16 protein-coding genes and 1 tRNA gene are annotated in these 16603 nt (G+C 65.6%); 2 read left to right on the top strand and 15 right to left on the bottom strand.

Features of this window, described 5'->3' with window-relative positions; all coding sequences use genetic code 11:
• Positions 1-22 precede the first annotated feature (22 nt).
• Positions 23-112, top strand: a tRNA-Ser gene (locus tag LQ771_RS07835).
• Between the two features lie 220 nt (positions 113-332).
• The gene (locus LQ771_RS07830; protein WP_231351785.1) at positions 333-1481 is read left to right on the top strand and encodes a S1 family peptidase; all 1149 of its coding nucleotides are present in this window, start codon (positions 333-335) and stop codon (positions 1479-1481) included.
• A gap of 221 nt (positions 1482-1702) precedes the next feature.
• Here LQ771_RS07830 and LQ771_RS07825 read toward each other — a convergent pair whose 3' ends face one another.
• From LQ771_RS07825 to LQ771_RS07755, 15 genes are all read right to left on the bottom strand, one after another.
• Positions 1703-2140, bottom strand: coding sequence for a hypothetical protein (locus LQ771_RS07825; RefSeq protein ID WP_231351784.1), 438 nt, complete (start codon positions 2138-2140; stop codon positions 1703-1705).
• A 241-nt stretch (positions 2141-2381) separates the two neighbouring features.
• The gene (locus tag LQ771_RS07820; protein WP_231351783.1) at positions 2382-3542 is read right to left on the bottom strand and encodes a phage major capsid protein; all 1161 of its coding nucleotides are present in this window, start codon (positions 3540-3542) and stop codon (positions 2382-2384) included.
• A 22-nt stretch (positions 3543-3564) separates the two neighbouring features.
• The gene (locus LQ771_RS07815; protein ID WP_231351782.1) at positions 3565-4233 is read right to left on the bottom strand and encodes an HK97 family phage prohead protease; all 669 of its coding nucleotides are present in this window, start codon (positions 4231-4233) and stop codon (positions 3565-3567) included.
• 121 nt (positions 4234-4354) lie between these two features.
• On the bottom strand, positions 4355-4648 hold the full coding sequence (locus LQ771_RS07810) for a hypothetical protein (RefSeq protein WP_231351781.1): 294 nt from the start codon (positions 4646-4648) through the stop codon (positions 4355-4357).
• Positions 4645-6750, bottom strand: coding sequence for a bifunctional DNA primase/polymerase (locus LQ771_RS07805; RefSeq protein ID WP_231351780.1), 2106 nt, complete (start codon positions 6748-6750; stop codon positions 4645-4647). Before LQ771_RS07805 ends, LQ771_RS07810 begins: the two co-directional genes overlap by 4 nt.
• The gene (locus LQ771_RS07800; RefSeq protein WP_231351779.1) at positions 6734-6928 is read right to left on the bottom strand and encodes a hypothetical protein; all 195 of its coding nucleotides are present in this window, start codon (positions 6926-6928) and stop codon (positions 6734-6736) included. The genes LQ771_RS07805 and LQ771_RS07800 overlap by 17 nt, the downstream gene beginning before the upstream one ends.
• Positions 6925-7404, bottom strand: coding sequence for a hypothetical protein (locus LQ771_RS07795; RefSeq protein WP_231351778.1), 480 nt, complete (start codon positions 7402-7404; stop codon positions 6925-6927). The genes LQ771_RS07800 and LQ771_RS07795 overlap by 4 nt, the downstream gene beginning before the upstream one ends.
• The gene (locus tag LQ771_RS07790; RefSeq protein ID WP_231351777.1) at positions 7401-7679 is read right to left on the bottom strand and encodes a hypothetical protein; all 279 of its coding nucleotides are present in this window, start codon (positions 7677-7679) and stop codon (positions 7401-7403) included. The genes LQ771_RS07795 and LQ771_RS07790 overlap by 4 nt, the downstream gene beginning before the upstream one ends.
• Entirely contained in the window at positions 7676-7885 is a 210-nt protein-coding gene (locus LQ771_RS07785) for a hypothetical protein (protein WP_231351776.1), read from the bottom strand. Before LQ771_RS07785 ends, LQ771_RS07790 begins: the two co-directional genes overlap by 4 nt.
• Before the next feature lie 117 nt (positions 7886-8002).
• Positions 8003-8803 carry a hypothetical protein gene (locus LQ771_RS07780; RefSeq protein ID WP_231351775.1) on the bottom strand — a complete coding sequence of 267 codons (801 nt, stop codon included), beginning with the start codon at positions 8801-8803 and terminating at the stop codon, positions 8003-8005.
• Positions 8800-10035, bottom strand: a complete 1236-nt coding sequence (locus LQ771_RS07775; RefSeq protein WP_231351774.1) for a tyrosine-type recombinase/integrase — start codon at positions 10033-10035, stop codon at positions 8800-8802. The genes LQ771_RS07780 and LQ771_RS07775 overlap by 4 nt, the downstream gene beginning before the upstream one ends.
• Before the next feature lie 270 nt (positions 10036-10305).
• Positions 10306-11100, bottom strand: a complete 795-nt coding sequence (locus LQ771_RS07770; RefSeq protein WP_231351773.1) for a Crp/Fnr family transcriptional regulator — start codon at positions 11098-11100, stop codon at positions 10306-10308.
• A gap of 396 nt (positions 11101-11496) precedes the next feature.
• Positions 11497-13917, bottom strand: a complete 2421-nt coding sequence (locus LQ771_RS07765; protein ID WP_231351772.1) for a PAS domain-containing protein — start codon at positions 13915-13917, stop codon at positions 11497-11499.
• Positions 13914-14375: a response regulator gene (locus LQ771_RS07760; RefSeq protein ID WP_231351771.1), complete on the bottom strand. Its 462-nt coding sequence runs from the start codon at positions 14373-14375 to the stop codon at positions 13914-13916. The genes LQ771_RS07765 and LQ771_RS07760 overlap by 4 nt, the downstream gene beginning before the upstream one ends.
• The gene (locus LQ771_RS07755; RefSeq protein WP_231351770.1) at positions 14372-16603 is read right to left on the bottom strand and encodes an ATP-binding protein; all 2232 of its coding nucleotides are present in this window, start codon (positions 16601-16603) and stop codon (positions 14372-14374) included. The genes LQ771_RS07760 and LQ771_RS07755 overlap by 4 nt, the downstream gene beginning before the upstream one ends.

Genomic DNA, 16603 nt, shown 5'->3' with positions numbered 1-16603 from the left:
ACAACGCATCGCCAAGTCCAACGGAGAGATGGCCGAGCGGTTTAAGGCACCGGTCTTGAAAACCGGCGAAGGGTCAAACCTTCCGTGGGTTCGAATCCCACTCTCTCCGCCACTAACATCCGTAAGTGCTTGATTGTGCACAAATTATATCAAAGGGTTGTCTCCGAACCATCTTTTGTTACCAGTTTAGGCGCGTCGCCTCTAGTGTTCTAATCGAACACATGGACCCGCCGGCGTAGACCGGTGGTTAGAAGGGAACAGGGGGATCAATGACTAGCTCGCAATCGGGTGCAACCGGCACCCTCCCAACGGCCGGCTCTACCGAAGGCGGCATGGACTCATTGGGCGAGGCCACCATCGTGGCGACCCAGTTTGCACCGCCTCAGCCAATGACTGCCCACGAAGTCGCAAGCTCGGTGCGCCGCTGGGCTGTTGAAAAGAACATTTGCCAAGCCCTTCCTCAGGCGGTTGAAAACGCCGTGTTAGTTGGCGTTGATGTTGCTGTCTTTAACGAGGCGCAAGAGGCCTTCCTTAGGACGAAGGGCATCACGTCAATTGTTTTTAATGATGCAGATAAAAAGGTCTTGATTTATACGCGTCGAAAGGTGACCAAGACCGAAGCGAAGCACCTGCCAAACTACATTAACGGCTGCGAAATTGAATATCCGCTGGGTCATGTCGAAGATCTCTCGCAGATTCCGGCGACTGCGCAAGCTGCAACTTATGCGGTTGTCAGCAGTGCAGGAACACTGCGATATGCCTGCGGTTCCTCCGTGTCTCCGGGGAACACCGAGTCAGCAGGCACTCTCGGTGCACTTGTCAGGGATCAGGCCGGCGGCATTTTTGGTTTATCGAATAACCATGTAACGGGCTCCTGCAGCCACTCTGAGCCCGACTTGCCAATCTTGGCTCCCGGAGTGCTTGATGTGGGGCCCGGCGGACTGTTTCCTTTCACGATCGGTTTGCATGCGGCGGCGCTTCCTATGCACGTGGGAACCCAGGGGAACGTCAACATCTTTGAAAACCAAGATGCCGCCATTTTTCGTATTCTGGATGAAGCGCGAGTTTCATCCATGCAGCGGACTTTCTACGACACTCCGGGGCAAGTCGAAGACCCCATGGTGGGAATGGTCGTCGAGAAAGTAGGGCGTACCACGGAGCACACGACTGGAGTTATTGTTGGTCAAGAGCTAATTCCCATTCGTGTCGGTGTTAATGCCAATAGTTACGGATTTCAGGGGCAGGTTTACTTTGCTAATGTTTTTGTAATCCACGGCGACCAAGACATTTTCTCCGATGGTGGGGATTCCGGGTCCCTTATAGTCTGTCGAAAAATTGATGGCAGCAGAACCTCGGTCGGTTTGCTGTTCGCTGGCGGCCCGGATTCGAGTGCGCCGGGTCACAGAAAAACATTGATGCTTCCTCTTAAACCGATCCTTGACGTGCTCGGTGTTACATTGGTGCATGGCCACAATGTCTAGCCAGGAAGTCAACCGGGCTGCCTTCGAACTCGCGAGCGCCATCAATGCTCCGACGGGTGAAGTCAGCATCGCGACGCGCCTAGAGGACAATGGCCAAATTGCCTTGGCCGTTTCTCTCTCGCCAAAGGTGTCATTCATGGCTTCCCGCGTGCCAAGTACATGGCACGGCATGCACGTCACAACCCAAGTCGCGGAGCCCCCTAGAGCCGGTGGATGGGGCGCTAGAAGCCGTCAAACGGATTAGTGACTTTTCGCGGGGTAGCGCTCACCCGCGACGCATCGGCCGGTGACATGCCCAGGGCAGCGAGCATGGTGGTCAGGCGGGACAGCTTGGCCGGATGCATCGCAGCCGGGTCGGCTCGGAACTGCACAAGCAGATGCGCCGCCACTTCCACCCATAGCCGGTCCCTGTCATCGCGCAGCACGTCACGCGGTGCACACCTCACGATGTAGCGCCACGCCTGCTCGAACGTCAAGGATTCGGGCTTCGGTGGCCGTCCGATCGGCTTGTTCGTGGCTGGATCGACGCGGCGCCGCTGCGGGTCTTTTCGAAATGCGCCAGTAAGCTCCAGGACGTTGGTCGGTTTGCGGTGCGCGGGCATAGCTGCCTCCAAAATTCTGAACTGCGGACGTGAAAGTTTGGCTGCCGCCGCGGTCATCGATGCCTCGACGCCGAACTTTGAACCCGCCCTACCCGGGGGGTAGCCAGTGGTGCCATGAAAAAGCCCCCGGCCCGGTGATGATCCGAACGCGGGGGCTGGTGTTGCCGTGCCTCAGTGGACGGAGCGCCCTCGGGCTAGCACGTTGCACGGCTGCCGGTGTTGTTTCTTGAGTCGTCATCACCGCCGGCTGGACGACGGCGGCCCAGTTGCCCAGGCCGCATCCCTTACGCTGTTCGCGTTACGTGGTCGGGGTCAGGTCGACGGACAGCACCGCGCCCGGCGAGAACACCGCCAGGCCCAGCCGCCCCTCACCCAAGATCGTCACCATGTTCGTCGTGAAGTTGGAGCCATCCTCACGGCTCGACGCCACAACGACCTCCTGACGGTCCAGCAAGGCCGCCTGCGAGGCGTCCAGCACCAGCGCGGTGCCAGCCGCCAGCGATGCGCTCGTGATGACCGGAACGGACCACAGCGAGGGCGGCGCCGGGTCTCGGGGCGAGCCCATGCTGTAGGCACCATTGCCGGTGTTCTTCGCGCTCGTGATCGCGAACCAGTCGGCCGGATTGAGCACCACGACCGAAGGCGTCCAGCCGTTCGCCTGTAGCTCGGTGATGGCCTGCCCGATCATGTCCGCCGCAGTGGTCGCGGTGGCCGCATAGGCGGTCGCCTGCGTCACGAGGCCCTTGATGCGGCCAGCAGTACCGGGGCCGTTGATGAGCTCATCCTCGCCCTTGGCGAGCACGCCATAGGTGAGCAAGTTGGTGAGCTGCAGCGACAGCGCCGGCGCGTCGTCGAGCACCTGTTGCGAGGCCCGGACATAGTGGGCAATGGTGGCGATGTTCGCCGTCTGCACGGTGGTCGGCACGCCGGCCTGCGCCTTCGCGTCGCCTTCCTTCGCCTGCGTCGCGGCCGCGTTCGAGTAGCCGTTGAGTTGCATGTACTCGAAGGTGCCCGTGCTGACAGGGATGCTCGGGAGCACGTCGAACAGCGAGAGACGCCGCTGCGGATTATTGCCGAGCCCATCCCAGCGATTCGGTTGAACGTTGTAGGCATTGTCCCCAGCTTGGCCCACGCCGGTGTTACTGATGGCCTTGGTCAGCACCTTCAGGCCGCCAGACTTCAAGGTGAGGCGGCCCGTGGTCGGAGCGCCATCGCGCATGGCCTGAAGCTGCGGGGACTTCAGGAACTCAGCGACCGGCGACGGGCCGGCGTCCAGCAGGGAGCTGCCACGGCCCGTGTGCGCCTTCACGCCTGCGAACTCCTGCTCCAGGCCCTCCAGGCGCGTCTGCATCTCTGCGCGCTCGTCCTGCAGCTTCTTGATTTCGGCGCGGTCAGCCGCGGCCTTCTGTTCGATTTTTTCCGCGTGCTCGCGCAGCGCGGCGGTGACGACTTCGCTCATGGGGTGTTCCTCGAATGGGGTTTTAGGACAGGCCCAGCGCGCGCCGGATCTCGACGTTGCTCGGGCCGGTAGGGGCAGCAGATGGCGGCGCATCTTCTCGACGCGGCTCGGCGCCATCCCGGCGCAGGGCTGGCCAGCCAACGGCGGCTAGGGTCTTTGCTTGACGTGCGGACAGCCCCAGCGCCTCTCGCGCTGCGGCCTCGAACTCGCGGATGCTGGCGCACTCGCGGAACTGCTTTACTGACTGGACAACCGCGGCGGGGTTATCCGCGACGGGGACCAGGGAAATCTCGTACAGGTCGACCACGTGGATCGTGCGGACGCCAGTACGCGGATCACGCACGGCGCCGCCTTCCGGCACAACGAAGCCGATGGACAGGGACAGGCTGCCCAGCTTGGCAAGCTCGTAAACAATGGCGCCGGTCGGCGTGTTCACCGCGATGGCGCCCTCAACCTCCAGGCCGTGAGCGGTGGCGCGCGCGCTGGTGATCGCGCCGACAGGCTCGCGCTGGTCGTGCAGGTACAGCAGCGGGATGCGACCGCCGCGCGCGGCCCAGGCGTCCAGCGTGGCAGCCCAGGCGCTCGGCGGGATCACGTCGCGGGAGCGGTCTAGGTCCGGCGTGCTGGCCAGGCCGGTGAAAGTGCCTGCGGCAGACGGATCAGCGGCGAGTTTCAGGGACAGGTTTTGCATGGTCGGTTCATCCCGAACGAAAGCGACGCGCAGCAGTTGCGCGGCGGTGGCAGCGTCGCGCGCGCGCGGCGAGCCGTCGAGTTTGCTTAGGTACGATTCGGTACGGTTCGGTACGGTTCGGTTAGCGACTTTCGCGGGCCGCCTCGATATGCGCGGCCAGGTCAGCAAGCCGATAGGTCACGCGGCCCGCCGGCCCTCCGATTCGGTGCCAGGGGATGGCCGCGGTCGCGAGCCGCCAATTCCGCAGCGTGAGCGGCGCGACGCCGAGCAAGGCGGCGGCGTCACTTTCCGAGACGCGACCGTCGGGCGTAATGGAAAAATTGGAAACGCGCGCGGCGGCCTCCAAAATTTCCAGACACTTTTGGACGGCCTCAGAATCCGAAATTTCGACGGTGCGGAATTTCTGCGAAGTCATGGAAGGGACTCCATGACGTCCGTCGCAACGTCGGCTCGCATGTTCTCCTTCGCACCTATTACCCCCACACCCCCGCGCAGGGAACCTGCGAAACCTGCGATGCAGGCTTCCCGGTTCGCAGCTTGTTCGCTAGCTACGGGAACCTGCGAAACCTGCGAAACCTGCGAAACCTGCGATGCGACAGTGAATCTTTCTTTGGCGTGTCTTTTGGCGTCCCAGAAATTTTCGACCGCGATTCGCCCGGAACGCTGCAGATCGGTAACGGCATTCCAGAAATCCTCCCTGCCGCGTGCGCCCCGAAGATGGGCGGGGAGGTCCGGCAAGTTTTCGAGCACCCGTTGTGCGGTCGCCGGCCCGGTGCGCGACGTCGGCACGCTCACCCCGTCACGGGCCGCCGCCTCGATCGCCGCCAGGACGGCCAGGGCGTCCGTCTCGCCTTGCGCTTCACTCGCCCCCGCATCCCCGGTGATCGGCACCAGCACGCCGTGATCCGTCCATGCGAGACGAACAGGCGCCGCGGCCTTGCCGAGGTTCAACTTCTCTTGCCGCAGTTCCTTCCCGTGGCGTTCGTCTACAAGCGAGAGCCGAGACCTGGAGCTATTGTGCCAAGCGCTGGAACCGCTATAGCTGTTCCCGTTTGAACCGAAGCGCGCGGCCGCTTTGTCGATATGGGCCAAGAGCAGCACGCCCGCGCCGTTCTGGCGGCCCAGGGACGCAAGCGCGCGGATAAAGGCCCGCACTTGCCGCCGGTCATTCTCCGGCCCGTCGTACGCGTCGCTGGCATTGTCCACGACGATCAGGCCGGCATCGCCTACCGCCGCCCGCAGTTCTGCGAGCGTGGCCGTCTCGACGAGTTGGCGCACTCCGAACGCGGCGTTTTCGGACATCAGCGCTCCGGAACCTTCCGCACCGTCCAGGATGCGAAGGCCGCCAGTGACGGCCGCCGCGTCCAAGCCGTATGCCTCGATGACCTTGCGCAGTCTGTACCGCGCGATCGGGCCGGCGTCCTCCAGACTGACGTAGAGAACCGGCCGGCGCTCCACGGCGAAACCTGCCCAAGGCTGGCCCGCGGCGACGTGCGCGCCGATGGTGAGGGCAAGGATGGACTTGCCGCTGCCACCGTGCGAGCCGAACAGGGTCAAGTGGCCGGCGGGGATAAGCGGATGGACGATAAAGCGCGGTGGCGGCACGGTCGCCGTCATCACGTCTCCGATCGGCACGGGCCGTAGCGCCGAGCCAGGCACGGCCGGAGCACCTTTGAACACCTCAGCCAGCCTGCGCAACGCTTGTGGGTTCTGCCAGCCGTGCCGCTGCGCGCGGGCGAACACAGCGGCCGGGCCGGTCGAGTCGTGGCCGATCGTCTCCCACACGTCAGGATCGGCCTCGGGATTGTGTTTCGAACTAGTGGCGCTCCAGGTGATCCACAGATCCCGCCCCACGCCATCCAGCGGCCGCAACGCGGCGCCTACCGCAATCCAGTCCGTGCGGTTGTCTGCGGGGATGGCGTCGAGCGCGCTGCGAAGGTCGGCTACGAGTTCCGGCATGGCCTCGGCAGGAATAGCTGCGGGCAGCGGTTCGATGGACGCGCGCGCGGCCGCTGCGGCGATCCACGCGGGAGCCGGCGCCGTCGTGGTGACATGCGCCCACCGATACGCGCGACCATCGGCCAGCGCCGTGGGTGGCGCAACCACGAAACCGCCTTCACCGCGGACGTCGAGCCCTGCCGCAAGTTGGCCGGCCGATGTGCGCAGCCCTTCCGCCGCGAAGTAATAGTGCTGGCCCCCGCTCGGGGTTTCGACGGTGAGTGTCGGCGGCAGCGGTCCGTGCGCATTTTCGAGTGCGGCCAATGATTCGAAGCCGCGCGCGCCGTCTTTGCAATCCACGTCCAGGACCGCCACGCCTCGACCCGTGGCAATACCGATGCCGGCACCCGGCCACTGACCCCACCAGGCCGCCACCGTCGCCGCATCACTGGTAGCGAGGGTGGGCCATGCCTTGATCGCCGGCAGTTTGGTCGCAGGCTTTAGCGGGAATACCCGCCACCCCGCCGCAGCGAGCGCAGCCGCCGCCTCGGCCATCGCCGGCTCAGTCTTCGAGTTCATCGGAGAGAGCTCCTTTTTGTGCAGCCAGCGCGGCCAGGGAACGGGCGAGTTCCGTAGTCAGGCGCTGAACCCCCTGGACGGCATCGATCGGCGGTAGGTAGTGCGTCCAGCCGGCGGTGTTGGTCCGGATGGCACGCGCGGTATCGGCGGCCTGCTTTGCGAGGTCGGCGGCGGTCATGGCAGGTTCCCGTACTTCGACGGCGGCAGGACCGCGGGGGGCAAAACCGGCCCAAGCCCTTCAAGCAAGGCTTGGATGGCTGCACACGCACGTTCGGCCCGATACAGGCAGCGCGCGAGCGCTTCGGCCGTCTCCGGCCCAGCCTCGGGCGACTGAATGTCCACGGCACCGCAGACGATCCGCGGCAGCTCTCGGCGGATGGTTTCCGCGTGCGGCTTGATCAGGTCATTTCGCCGCAGCTGCGCCGCGTCCAAAACGTCGAGCGTTTCGGCCAGCAGGTCGTCGGGATCGCGGCCGCCAAATGCTGGCGCCGCCCACACCTTGGCAAGCTCGCCCGTGGAATCGGCTAGCGGCTCTGCGTGCAGGGACTGCAGCGCATGGGCGGCAAGCAGCAGCCACGGCTCCGGCATCTCGACGCGTCCAGCGTTGCGACAGACCAGTGCCGAAGCCTCAGCAAACGAAAGATGCGGCGTCATGGCGTCACCCATACGGCCAAAGCGGTGGCATCCCGGCGCAGGCGCTGGAAGGCGGCGCGCGCTTCCGCGCTGGCCTTCTCGTCTGCCAGCAACCCGTCGACCAGGCGTAGCAGCTCGAGCGCATCGGCTCGCGCCCCAAGTCGCAGCGCGATCAGTTCCAGGCGGATCGACGGCACGACGGCCAGCAAGCGGTCGGCAGGGATATGTGCGAACGCCAGCGTGGCGGCGTAGTCGGCCGCGTTGTGGAGCGACGTCAGGTCGGGGTGCTTGATCATTGCGCACCCCCTTCCGCCTTCAGGCGCTCGGGCAGTGCTCGAAGGGAGTCAAGCCGGACATAGCGGCGGCTGCCGATCGTGAAGGTTTCCAGCGTGCCGGCGGCGGCCAGCTCGAACGCTTTGGTCCTGCCGATACCGTGCTGGCGGCACGCTTCGACCAGTGGAAGAAAGGCCGGCTCTGCGACAGCGAGCTTTGCGGATTGCATGGGGTTCTCCCGAATGCCTGCGGACTGCCCGCGGCTTCGGTTACCCATTTTTCACACGGCCCTGCGGGCCGCTCCGACTATCCCGGCGTTAATTCGCCAGCCCTTGCGCCCCAACGCTTAGCGGCCTTTCAGAAGCGCCTTGATGCGGCCCGCTATGTCCGCGTCCTTGTCTGCGGCGCGATCCGATTCCAGCTTTCTAGGCACGGGCGCGCCAGCGACCTCGAGCACGTCGCAAATGAAGCCCTCGCCCGCGGCCGGGTAGTTGTGTGGCGGGGGCGGTGGCCATCGCACCAGAACATCCTGCAGCGCACGAATCAGCCATTGGCGTGCCACCAGCGGCCGCTTTGTGCGCGCCCTGCCTGCCTCCTGCTCGGCTCTCGCCGCCGTGACCACCCACGCCTCGCAAAGGTCAGCCAGTCTGCGCAGGTCGTCAGGGAAGGTTGGCGCTTGCGGCCACAACATCGGGCGCGACAGCAGCGGCCGCACGCGCTCCAACAAAGCATCCACTTCCACGCCGGCAAGCTCGGAAGGGAAATGAAGGCGCACGGCCTTTCCCGTGCGGTCTGCAAGCGAGACTAAGCGCTCGTCGGTACGCGACGGCACGCGGGCATTTTCGGTGAGCCGCTCAACAGCGGCGGGCACTTCCGCAGCCAAGTCGCGGCACAGCTTGGCGATGGCGCGCGCATCATTGACCACTTCGGCCAAGCCCCATGATGCATCGCTCCCAAGCGCCGCCTCGTCGGCCAGATAGCGCGCCACGGCAGCGGACACAGCATCCATGATGCCCTCGGGCGGGTCGTCCCCGTAGAGAGTGCGGACGTGCCCCCACGTCGCACGGTGCGCTTCACGGGTCAGGAATGCCGATCCCGCCCCGCCGATGATGCGCGAAGCAAACACGCGCGGCCGGCCGACGCTCATAGCCCTAGCTCCTGAGCTTCTTTCGTGCGCTGTGAATGCTTCACGTGGGCACCTTCCTGGCAGTAGCTCCCCCAGTCGTCCATTAGATGCGCGCGCCGGCGCAACAGATCCCCGCGTTGATAGGCCGCCTCAGCAGCATCCTTGAGCCGATGCGCCATGGCGGCCTCGATCACCTCGCGGGGATGGGCCGTGCACTCGGCGGCCCAGTCGCGGAAGGTCGAGCGGAAACCGTGTGCGGTTACGCCGGGGTGCATTTCCTTCAGCAGTCCCATGCCTGCCGCGGTGGTGATCGGCTTCCCTCGCGGGCCGGGGAATACCGCAGCGCTGACGCGCGGCAGCGTGCGTAGTAGCGCCAGCGCAGCGGGCGACAGCGGCACACGGTGTTCCTTGCCAGCCTTCATCCTCTCGCCGGGGATCGTCCAAATGGCGGCATCTAGGTCAAATTCGTCCCACAGTGCGCCAGCCGCTTCTCCCGGGCGGGTGGCAGTAAGAATCTGCAGTTCGAGTGCACGGGCGGCCAATCCCTGCCGCGCACGAAGTTCGGCCATGAACGTGGCTGCTTCGGCATAGGGCAGGGCGGGCCGGTGCTCTACCTTCTGGACCTTCGAGCGCTTGGGCAGCAATTGGTCTAGGTGATGACGCCAGCGCGCGGGGTTCTCGCCCTGTCGGAACTTGCGCACGGTGGCCCACGCCAGCACCGATTCAATGCGGCCGCGCAGGCGGCTGGCAGTTTCGGTCTTTTCCTTCCAGATCGGCTCAAGGCACCGCATGACCAGCCCAGTATCGATCGCCGCAACATCGAGCGGCCACAACAGGGCGCAATACGTGCGTAAGGTGGCGCCCCACTGTTCCGCGTGCTTGGCGTTGCGCCAGCCCACGCGGTGCGCTTCGATGTACTGCTCGCAACATTGACCGAAGGAAACGCGCCTGGCGTGCTCGACGCGTTCCTTCTGCCGGCGCTCGCGGGCAGCGTCGATTGGGTCGCCCCCTTCGAGTAGTTGAAGCCGGCAGGCCGTCGCACGTTCGCGCGCGCGTTCCAAGGTGATATCTGCCGCCGGACCCAACCCCTTATCCCTGACCGCACCTGTCAGCCGGTCGGTGTATCGGAACACCCAGGAGCGCGCGCCATGCTTCGATATGAACAGATAGAGGTTGCCTCCGTCACTGTAGCGGCCAGGCGCCTTGAGAGACCGTACCTTCAGCGCGGTGAGCTTGTTTCGCGTTCTCGTCATGTCTCCGCCAAACCGTCGTTACCACTTTGGTTACCCAACGGTACAGCGGCTCTGGGCGCATCGCAAACGCACGCTACGAACTAGGGCGAACGCAATAGGCTTTGCGTACAAAGGCTTGGCGATACTTGGCGAATGGGCGCGAATCCTTGCGAATGGCTCCATCCTTGACACTCTCTCCGCCAATCCAGTGACCGCGCATCGTCGTCGCGCGGTCCGGCCCCCGGGCCTCAGCTTTCCCCATGCCGCCTGAGCAGCCGCCCGGCGCCGCGCTCAACGGGTCGTGTCCGTACCGGGCGGGGACTGGGCTTTTCCGGTGCGGATGCTGCCGTCGTCGGACGGATAGACGCCTTTGAGGACCTCCCCGAAGTGCCGGCGAACGGTATCGTTGCATCGGCAGGACATGCGCTGGAGCTCGGCCATGTCATGCACCTTCACGGTCCCTCGCCGCGTTTCCAGGACGCCGCGCAGCCGCATGTTCTGGACGACACGGCTGATGTAGCTGCGACCGACCCCGAGCATCGACGCCAGTTGTTCCTGGGTCAGCGGCACGTCGCCGTCCCCGGTACGGTCGAGTGCCGCGATCAGCCATTTGGCCGCGCGCTGCTCGATGGTGTGGGCCGCGTTGCAGGCGACCGACTGGAACACCTGCGCGACCATGCAGTCGGCATACCGCGCGAACTGGAGTCGCAGGGTAGGCGAGCTGATCTTCGCCTGTTCCAGCTGGCGCGTCCTCATGCGATAGAACAGGCCAGGAAACTGCACCAGGGCATGCGCGAAAGCGGGCAGCCGACCGTGGCTGACAATGCCGCCCACGGCGCCCTCCCGGCCGACCAGCGCTGTTTCCACGCCCCGGCCATCGTCGAGCATGACGCGGTAAGAGACGAGGCTGGGCCCACAGGGGAAATAGACGGTTCCCACGTTGTCGCCGGGTGCATACAGCACGTCTGCGGGTTCGCCGTACCAGGGCAGCAGGTGCGGCGCCAGCAACGACATGTCCTCCAGGGACAGGGAGCCGAGCAGGCTGTTTGCCGACCAGTTGGGTGCTGATTTCCCGGGCAACGCCACCGTGTTCCTTGTCCGCTCTTGTGCCTACCGAGACCTCCCGTAAGAACGGTCCATGCATGCCGGCGCTTGCGCCGCCGCCGTGATGGACGATGCCCCTGCGGACATCGACAGGTAATGAGCGGGGGAGCTTGCCTGCAAGGCGGCGCCGCGCCTATCCACTTGTGAACACAAGCAGGTGATTTCGTGCAGATGGTGCGCAGGTGATGGTCGCGGCTGCGCAGAACGGCGCGTCGTGCGCACACCCACGCCCGTGCGCGCGAACCCATACGGTCCGTTGAACGTGGTGCCTGTGAATGCCTGAAGCGGGGCGCAGGAGCCTCGCCTGCGCAGCTGCGGCCAGAGCCGCCGCGCGCCTGGCGAGGCTTCGAGCCAGCCCCGGGCCGGCTGCCTCATCGCCTATTGCAAAGAGGTCGTACGCCCTTCGAGCACGTCGCGGACCTTGCTTGCAAGGCCAGCGTAGGTAAACGGCTTGGGGATGATGGTGATGCCAGCCTCCAGTCGGCCGCCACTGGCTATCGCATCACGCGTGTAGCCCGAGGTGAACAGGATCTGCAGTCCCGGATGCATCTGTCGGGCGCGATCGGCCAGTTCGCGACCGGACATGCCGGGCATGACCACGTCGGTGAGCAGCAACTGCACCGGCCCCTCCTGGCGCTCCAGCAGGCGCAGGGCCGATGCGCCGTCGTGGGCCTCAAGTACCCGGTAGCCCAGGCCGCGGAGGCACTCGACGGTGTAGGCACGCACGTCGTCGTCGTCTTCGGCGACCAGCACGGTCTCCTCGCGGAGACTGCCCTGCAGTTCGCCCCGGCAGGGGGCTTCTGCCTCGTGCGCGGCTTCACGCGCGAGGCGGGGAAGGTAGAGCTTTACGCAGGTCCCTTTTCCGGGCTCCGACTCGATCTGCACGTGGCCGCCGGATTGCTTGATGAAGCCATAGACCATCGACAGCCCCAGCCCCGTGCCACGCCCCACTTCCTTGGTGGTGAAGAACGGTTCGAACACGCGCGCCCGCGTTTCCTCGGTCATGCCACAGCCGGTATCGGTGACGCAGACCACCGCGTAGCGACCCGGTGCAGCCTCGCCGTCGTTAGCGACGCAGGAGGCATCCAGGTACGCATTGGAGGTTTCGATCACCATGCGGCCGCCGGAGGCAAGCGCATCGCGCGCGTTGACGACCAGGTTGAGGATGGCCGCCTCGAGCTGGTTCGGGTCGGCCTCGACCGGCCACAGTCCCGGCCCGGTGGACACCTCCAGCTCGATGGTTTCCCCGAGCGAGCGGCGCAGCAGCTCGCACATGCCCAGGACCAGCTTGTTGAGGTCCAGCGGTCGCGGTTGCAGCGGCTGGCGACGGGAGAAGGCGAGCAGGCGTTGGGTGAGCGCAGCAGCGCGCTCGGCCCCCCGTTGGGCATTCTCCAGGGCGGCCGCGACCCGGGGCTCGAGCTGGCCGGCGCGTTCGGCCCTGGACCTGGCCATGTCGATGTTGCCGCCGATGACAGTCAGAAGATTGTTGAAGTCGTGGGCGATCCCGCCGGTGAGCTGCCCGACCGCCTCCATCTTCTGCGACTGGCGCAACGCCTCTTCGGCCTGGCGGCGAGCGGTCGTCTCCACGGCCTCGGGCACGATGGCGACCAGCCTGTCGTCGGCGTCGCGCAGGGGACGCATCGAGTAATCGAATGAGCGCTCGCCGGTCGGCAGCAGGAGCGTCAGCTCCTGGCGCACGGTTTCGCCTGCCGCGGCGCGCTCCACCATCGTGCGGGCAATCCCGGGCGCCCCAGGGGTCCCGGAAAACCAGGGCGTCTCCCAGAACACGCGGCCGACGACCTCCTCGCGCGTGGACAGGATGGATTCGAGCGACGTCGTATTGGCATCGAGCAGCCGGCCCTCGGGGGAGACCAGGCCATGGTGCTGCAGGCTGGTCTCGAACATCGCACGCAGCCGCGCCTGGCTCTGCAGCAACGCACGGGTACGCTCGCGCACCTGGCTTTCGAGTGATTCGTTGAGATCCCGGAGCGCGGCCTCGGCCACCTTGCGCTTGCTGACGTCCATGCCCAGCGCGTAGTACCCCGTGACCCTGCCGTCTGCATCGCGCTCGGGGACATAGTCGACCTGCACCTGCCGCAACGAGGCGTTGCGGTAGGGGACCGACGTTTCGAAACTCTGCCGTTCACCTGCCAGCACCCGCTCGATGGCCGGACGCACCCGCTGGTAGGTGGCCTCGCCGCTCACCTCGCTCACGTGACGGCCGACGATGTCCGGCAGTGCAAGCCCGAACCAGTCTTCGTACGCCCGGTTTGCGAAGCGGTAGTGCTGACCGGTATCGACGTAGGCGATCAGCACGGGCAGGGCATCGGCAATCTGGCGCAGCCGGTTCCTGCTCTGGTGAAGCTCCGCTTCGGTCGCACGCAAGGCCAGGCGCTTGCGCGCCTCGGCGATCGCGCGGCGCACCGCCTCGGGCAGACGGTGCAGGCGCTGCTTCACCACATAGTCGGTCGCGCCCCGCTTCAACGCCTGCACGGCCAGCTCCTCGGTGAGCGTGCCGGAGACGAAGATGAACGGGATTTCCGGCGCACGCTGCTGGGCCAGCGTCAACGCCGTATCGCCGTCGAACTGAGGCAGCACGTGGTCGGCGAGGATGACGTCGGGGCGGTCGTCGAGTGCCTGCAGGAATTGCTCGCGAGTCCACACCCTTTCCAGGGAAAACTGCAGGCCCGCCGCGCCAAGCTGGTTGGCGACCAGCTCCGCATCCAGCGCACTGTCTTCCAGCAGCAGGATGCGGATGCAGGACGCGGGGTCCAGGCTCTGGGCTTGCGATGTCGTCATTCCGCTCGGTTCCTCTTGCCACGGTGCGGTGGCGGCTCGTTGGTGATGCCCCAGAACATGCCCAGCCCCTGGATGGCTTCGAAGAATTCGCGGAAGTCCACCGGCTTGACCACGAAGGCGTTGACGCCCAGCTCGTAGCTGCGGATCAGGTCCCGCTCTTCGCGCGAGGAGGTGAGCATGACGATCGGCGTACTGCGCAGGTGCTCGTCACGGCGGATTTCTTCCAGCACCTCCAGGCCATTGAGCTTGGGCATCTTGATGTCCATCAGCATCACGACCGGGCCGGGGTCCTCGCGACCGGCGAACTTGCCCTCGCTGCGAAGAAAGTCGAGCGCCTCGGCACCGTCGCGCATGAGGATCACCTCGTTGCAGAGCTTGCACCGCCTGAGCGCAGCGAGGGTGAGTTCGGCGTCCTTGGGGTTGTCTTCAACCAGCAGTATCGGCCTCAATTCCTTCATGGCTGCATACCCGATGTCTTTGGAAGCGTGAAATAGACGCTGGCGCCCTTGCCCACCTCGCCCGCGGCCCAGGTGCGTCCCCCGTGCCGCTCGATGATCCGTCGCACGTTGGCCAATCCGATCCCGGTTCCCTCGAACTCCTCCACGTGGTGCAGCCGCTGGAACACCCCGAACAGCTTGTGCACGTAACGCATGTCGAAACCGCAACCGTTGTCGCGCACGCAGAAGACGTACTCGTTGTCTTGCGCCTCGCCGCTGACCTGGATGACGGCCGTGCCGACGTCGCGGGTGAACTTGATCGCATTGGACAGCAGATTCTGGAACACCAGCCGCAGCATCATCGGGTCGGCCTCGACCGTCGGCAGCGAACCGATGTTCCATTCGATGTCACGCCCGGCGGTGTCCACCTCCAGCAGCCTGCGGACCTCTTCCAGGAGCTGGTGCATGTTCACCCTGACCTTGCCAAGCGTGGTCCGCCCCATCTGCGAGAAGCTGAGCAGGTTGTCCACCAGGGCGCCGGCGGAATTGGCCGACTCGATGATGGTGGCGACAAAGCGCTTTTCCTGGTCACCGAGTTTTTCGCCGGCCGACTGGAGCAGCAGTTCCGAGTAGCCCACGATGTGGCGGAACGGCGCGCGCAGGTCGTGGCTCACCGAATAGGAGAAGGCCTCGAGCTCCTTGTTGCTGCGGACCAGCTGCTCGTTGAGGTCGGCCATTTCCTCGGCCTTGCGAAGCACGATGTCCACGATCGCCGTGCGCAATTCGAGCGCACCTTCCACGTCGGCCTGGGTCCATGGCAGCGAGCGCAGGCGCACAGTCTCTTTCCAGGCCTCGAACGACGTGCGTGGGCTCAGTCGTGTTGGATCGGCCTGCTTGCGCGGATCGCCACCCCATTGGACGGTGTGGACGATTTCCGGGCGGAACCACAGCACGTAGCTGGCGTGCATCTGGGAAATCGGCACGGCGAGCAGGCCGCTGGCGGTGTCCTTGCAGTCCAGGGCCGCTGGCCACTCGCTGGCCAGGCTATCGCTCTGGAACGCGTCGTCGCGCCGGGCCGAATCGAGCCATTTGACCAGCTCCATCACCATGTGTTCGCCGGGCGTGCGGCCCAGCAGGACGCAGCGGCCCAGGTGGACGATCGCCGCGCCCTCGGACCGGGTGAGCGAGAGCAGTTGCGCCGGCTCGCGGGCCAGCCCCTTCAGGAAATCGTCTTCCGCGGCCATCAACGCCAGCAGGCGTGCCTGGATGGCGCGCCGGGCCACGCGCTGCTCCACTTCCGCGGCATGTTCCTTGGCGGCGACCTGCAGCGACAGGACCTGGCCGAGAAGATCACAGGCAGTCCGGACGTTGTATGGCACCCGGCACGGCGCGCGGTTGTGGCACGAAACCAGGCCCCACAACCGGCCTTCGCGCAGGATCGAGATGGACATGGAGGTCCCGGTGCCCATGTTGCGCATGTACTGCAGGTGCACCGGGGACACGCTGCGCAGCAGTGCCTGGCCCAGGTCGACCGGCTGGCCGGTGAGGGGATTGATCGGCGGTTCGATCGGTACCGGGGTGTAGTCGCAGTTCGCAATGAGGCGCAGGCGGCTGGTGCGGTACAGCTCGCGCGCCTGAGCGGGGATGTCCAATGCGGGAAACCGCAGATCGAGGTAGGAAGGCAACGCCTCGTTGCGCGACTGTGCGATGACCGTACCGTTCCATTCGGCATCGAAGCGGTAAATGAGCACCCGGTCCAGGCCGGTGATCCGGCGCAGCTGCCGCGCCGCCAGGTCGCACAGCGCGGCGGTATCGGGTGCCCGTTCGAGGTCGGCCATGAACTCGCGGATGAGCGGGTAGAGGTCTTCGAGCGACCCCAGTTCGCCGGGCCTGGCTTCCTCCAGTTCGAGCAGGATCATGCCCTGCGCGCGATGGGCGGTCGCATGGTGGGTCACCCCCTTCAACGCGACGATGCCGAGGTGGACGGTCCCGCGATCGGGCGCGGCCAGGACCGACGGCGCCAGCCCGGCGAGCGCGCCTCCGAACACGTGCTCGAGCGTTTGCCCGCGCAGGCAACCGACGTCCTGCAGCAGCGGAGTGCCCGGGACGCCGCTTTGCACGATGGTGCCGTCTTCGGGCTCCAGCACGAGCAACAGGCCGGTGGGCTGGATGAAACCGGGGATATGGATCTGTTCGCGCGCGCACGCGTCCAGGTCGAGCAGGGCGGTTGTACTGTTCGCAGCAATCAT

This window comes from Frateuria soli (genome assembly GCF_021117385.1).
GTDB classification, from domain to species: domain Bacteria; phylum Pseudomonadota; class Gammaproteobacteria; order Xanthomonadales; family Rhodanobacteraceae; genus Frateuria_A; species Frateuria_A soli.
Note: the sequence above shows the minus strand (reverse complement) of the source record. Positions and strands in the feature narration are given on the sequence as shown.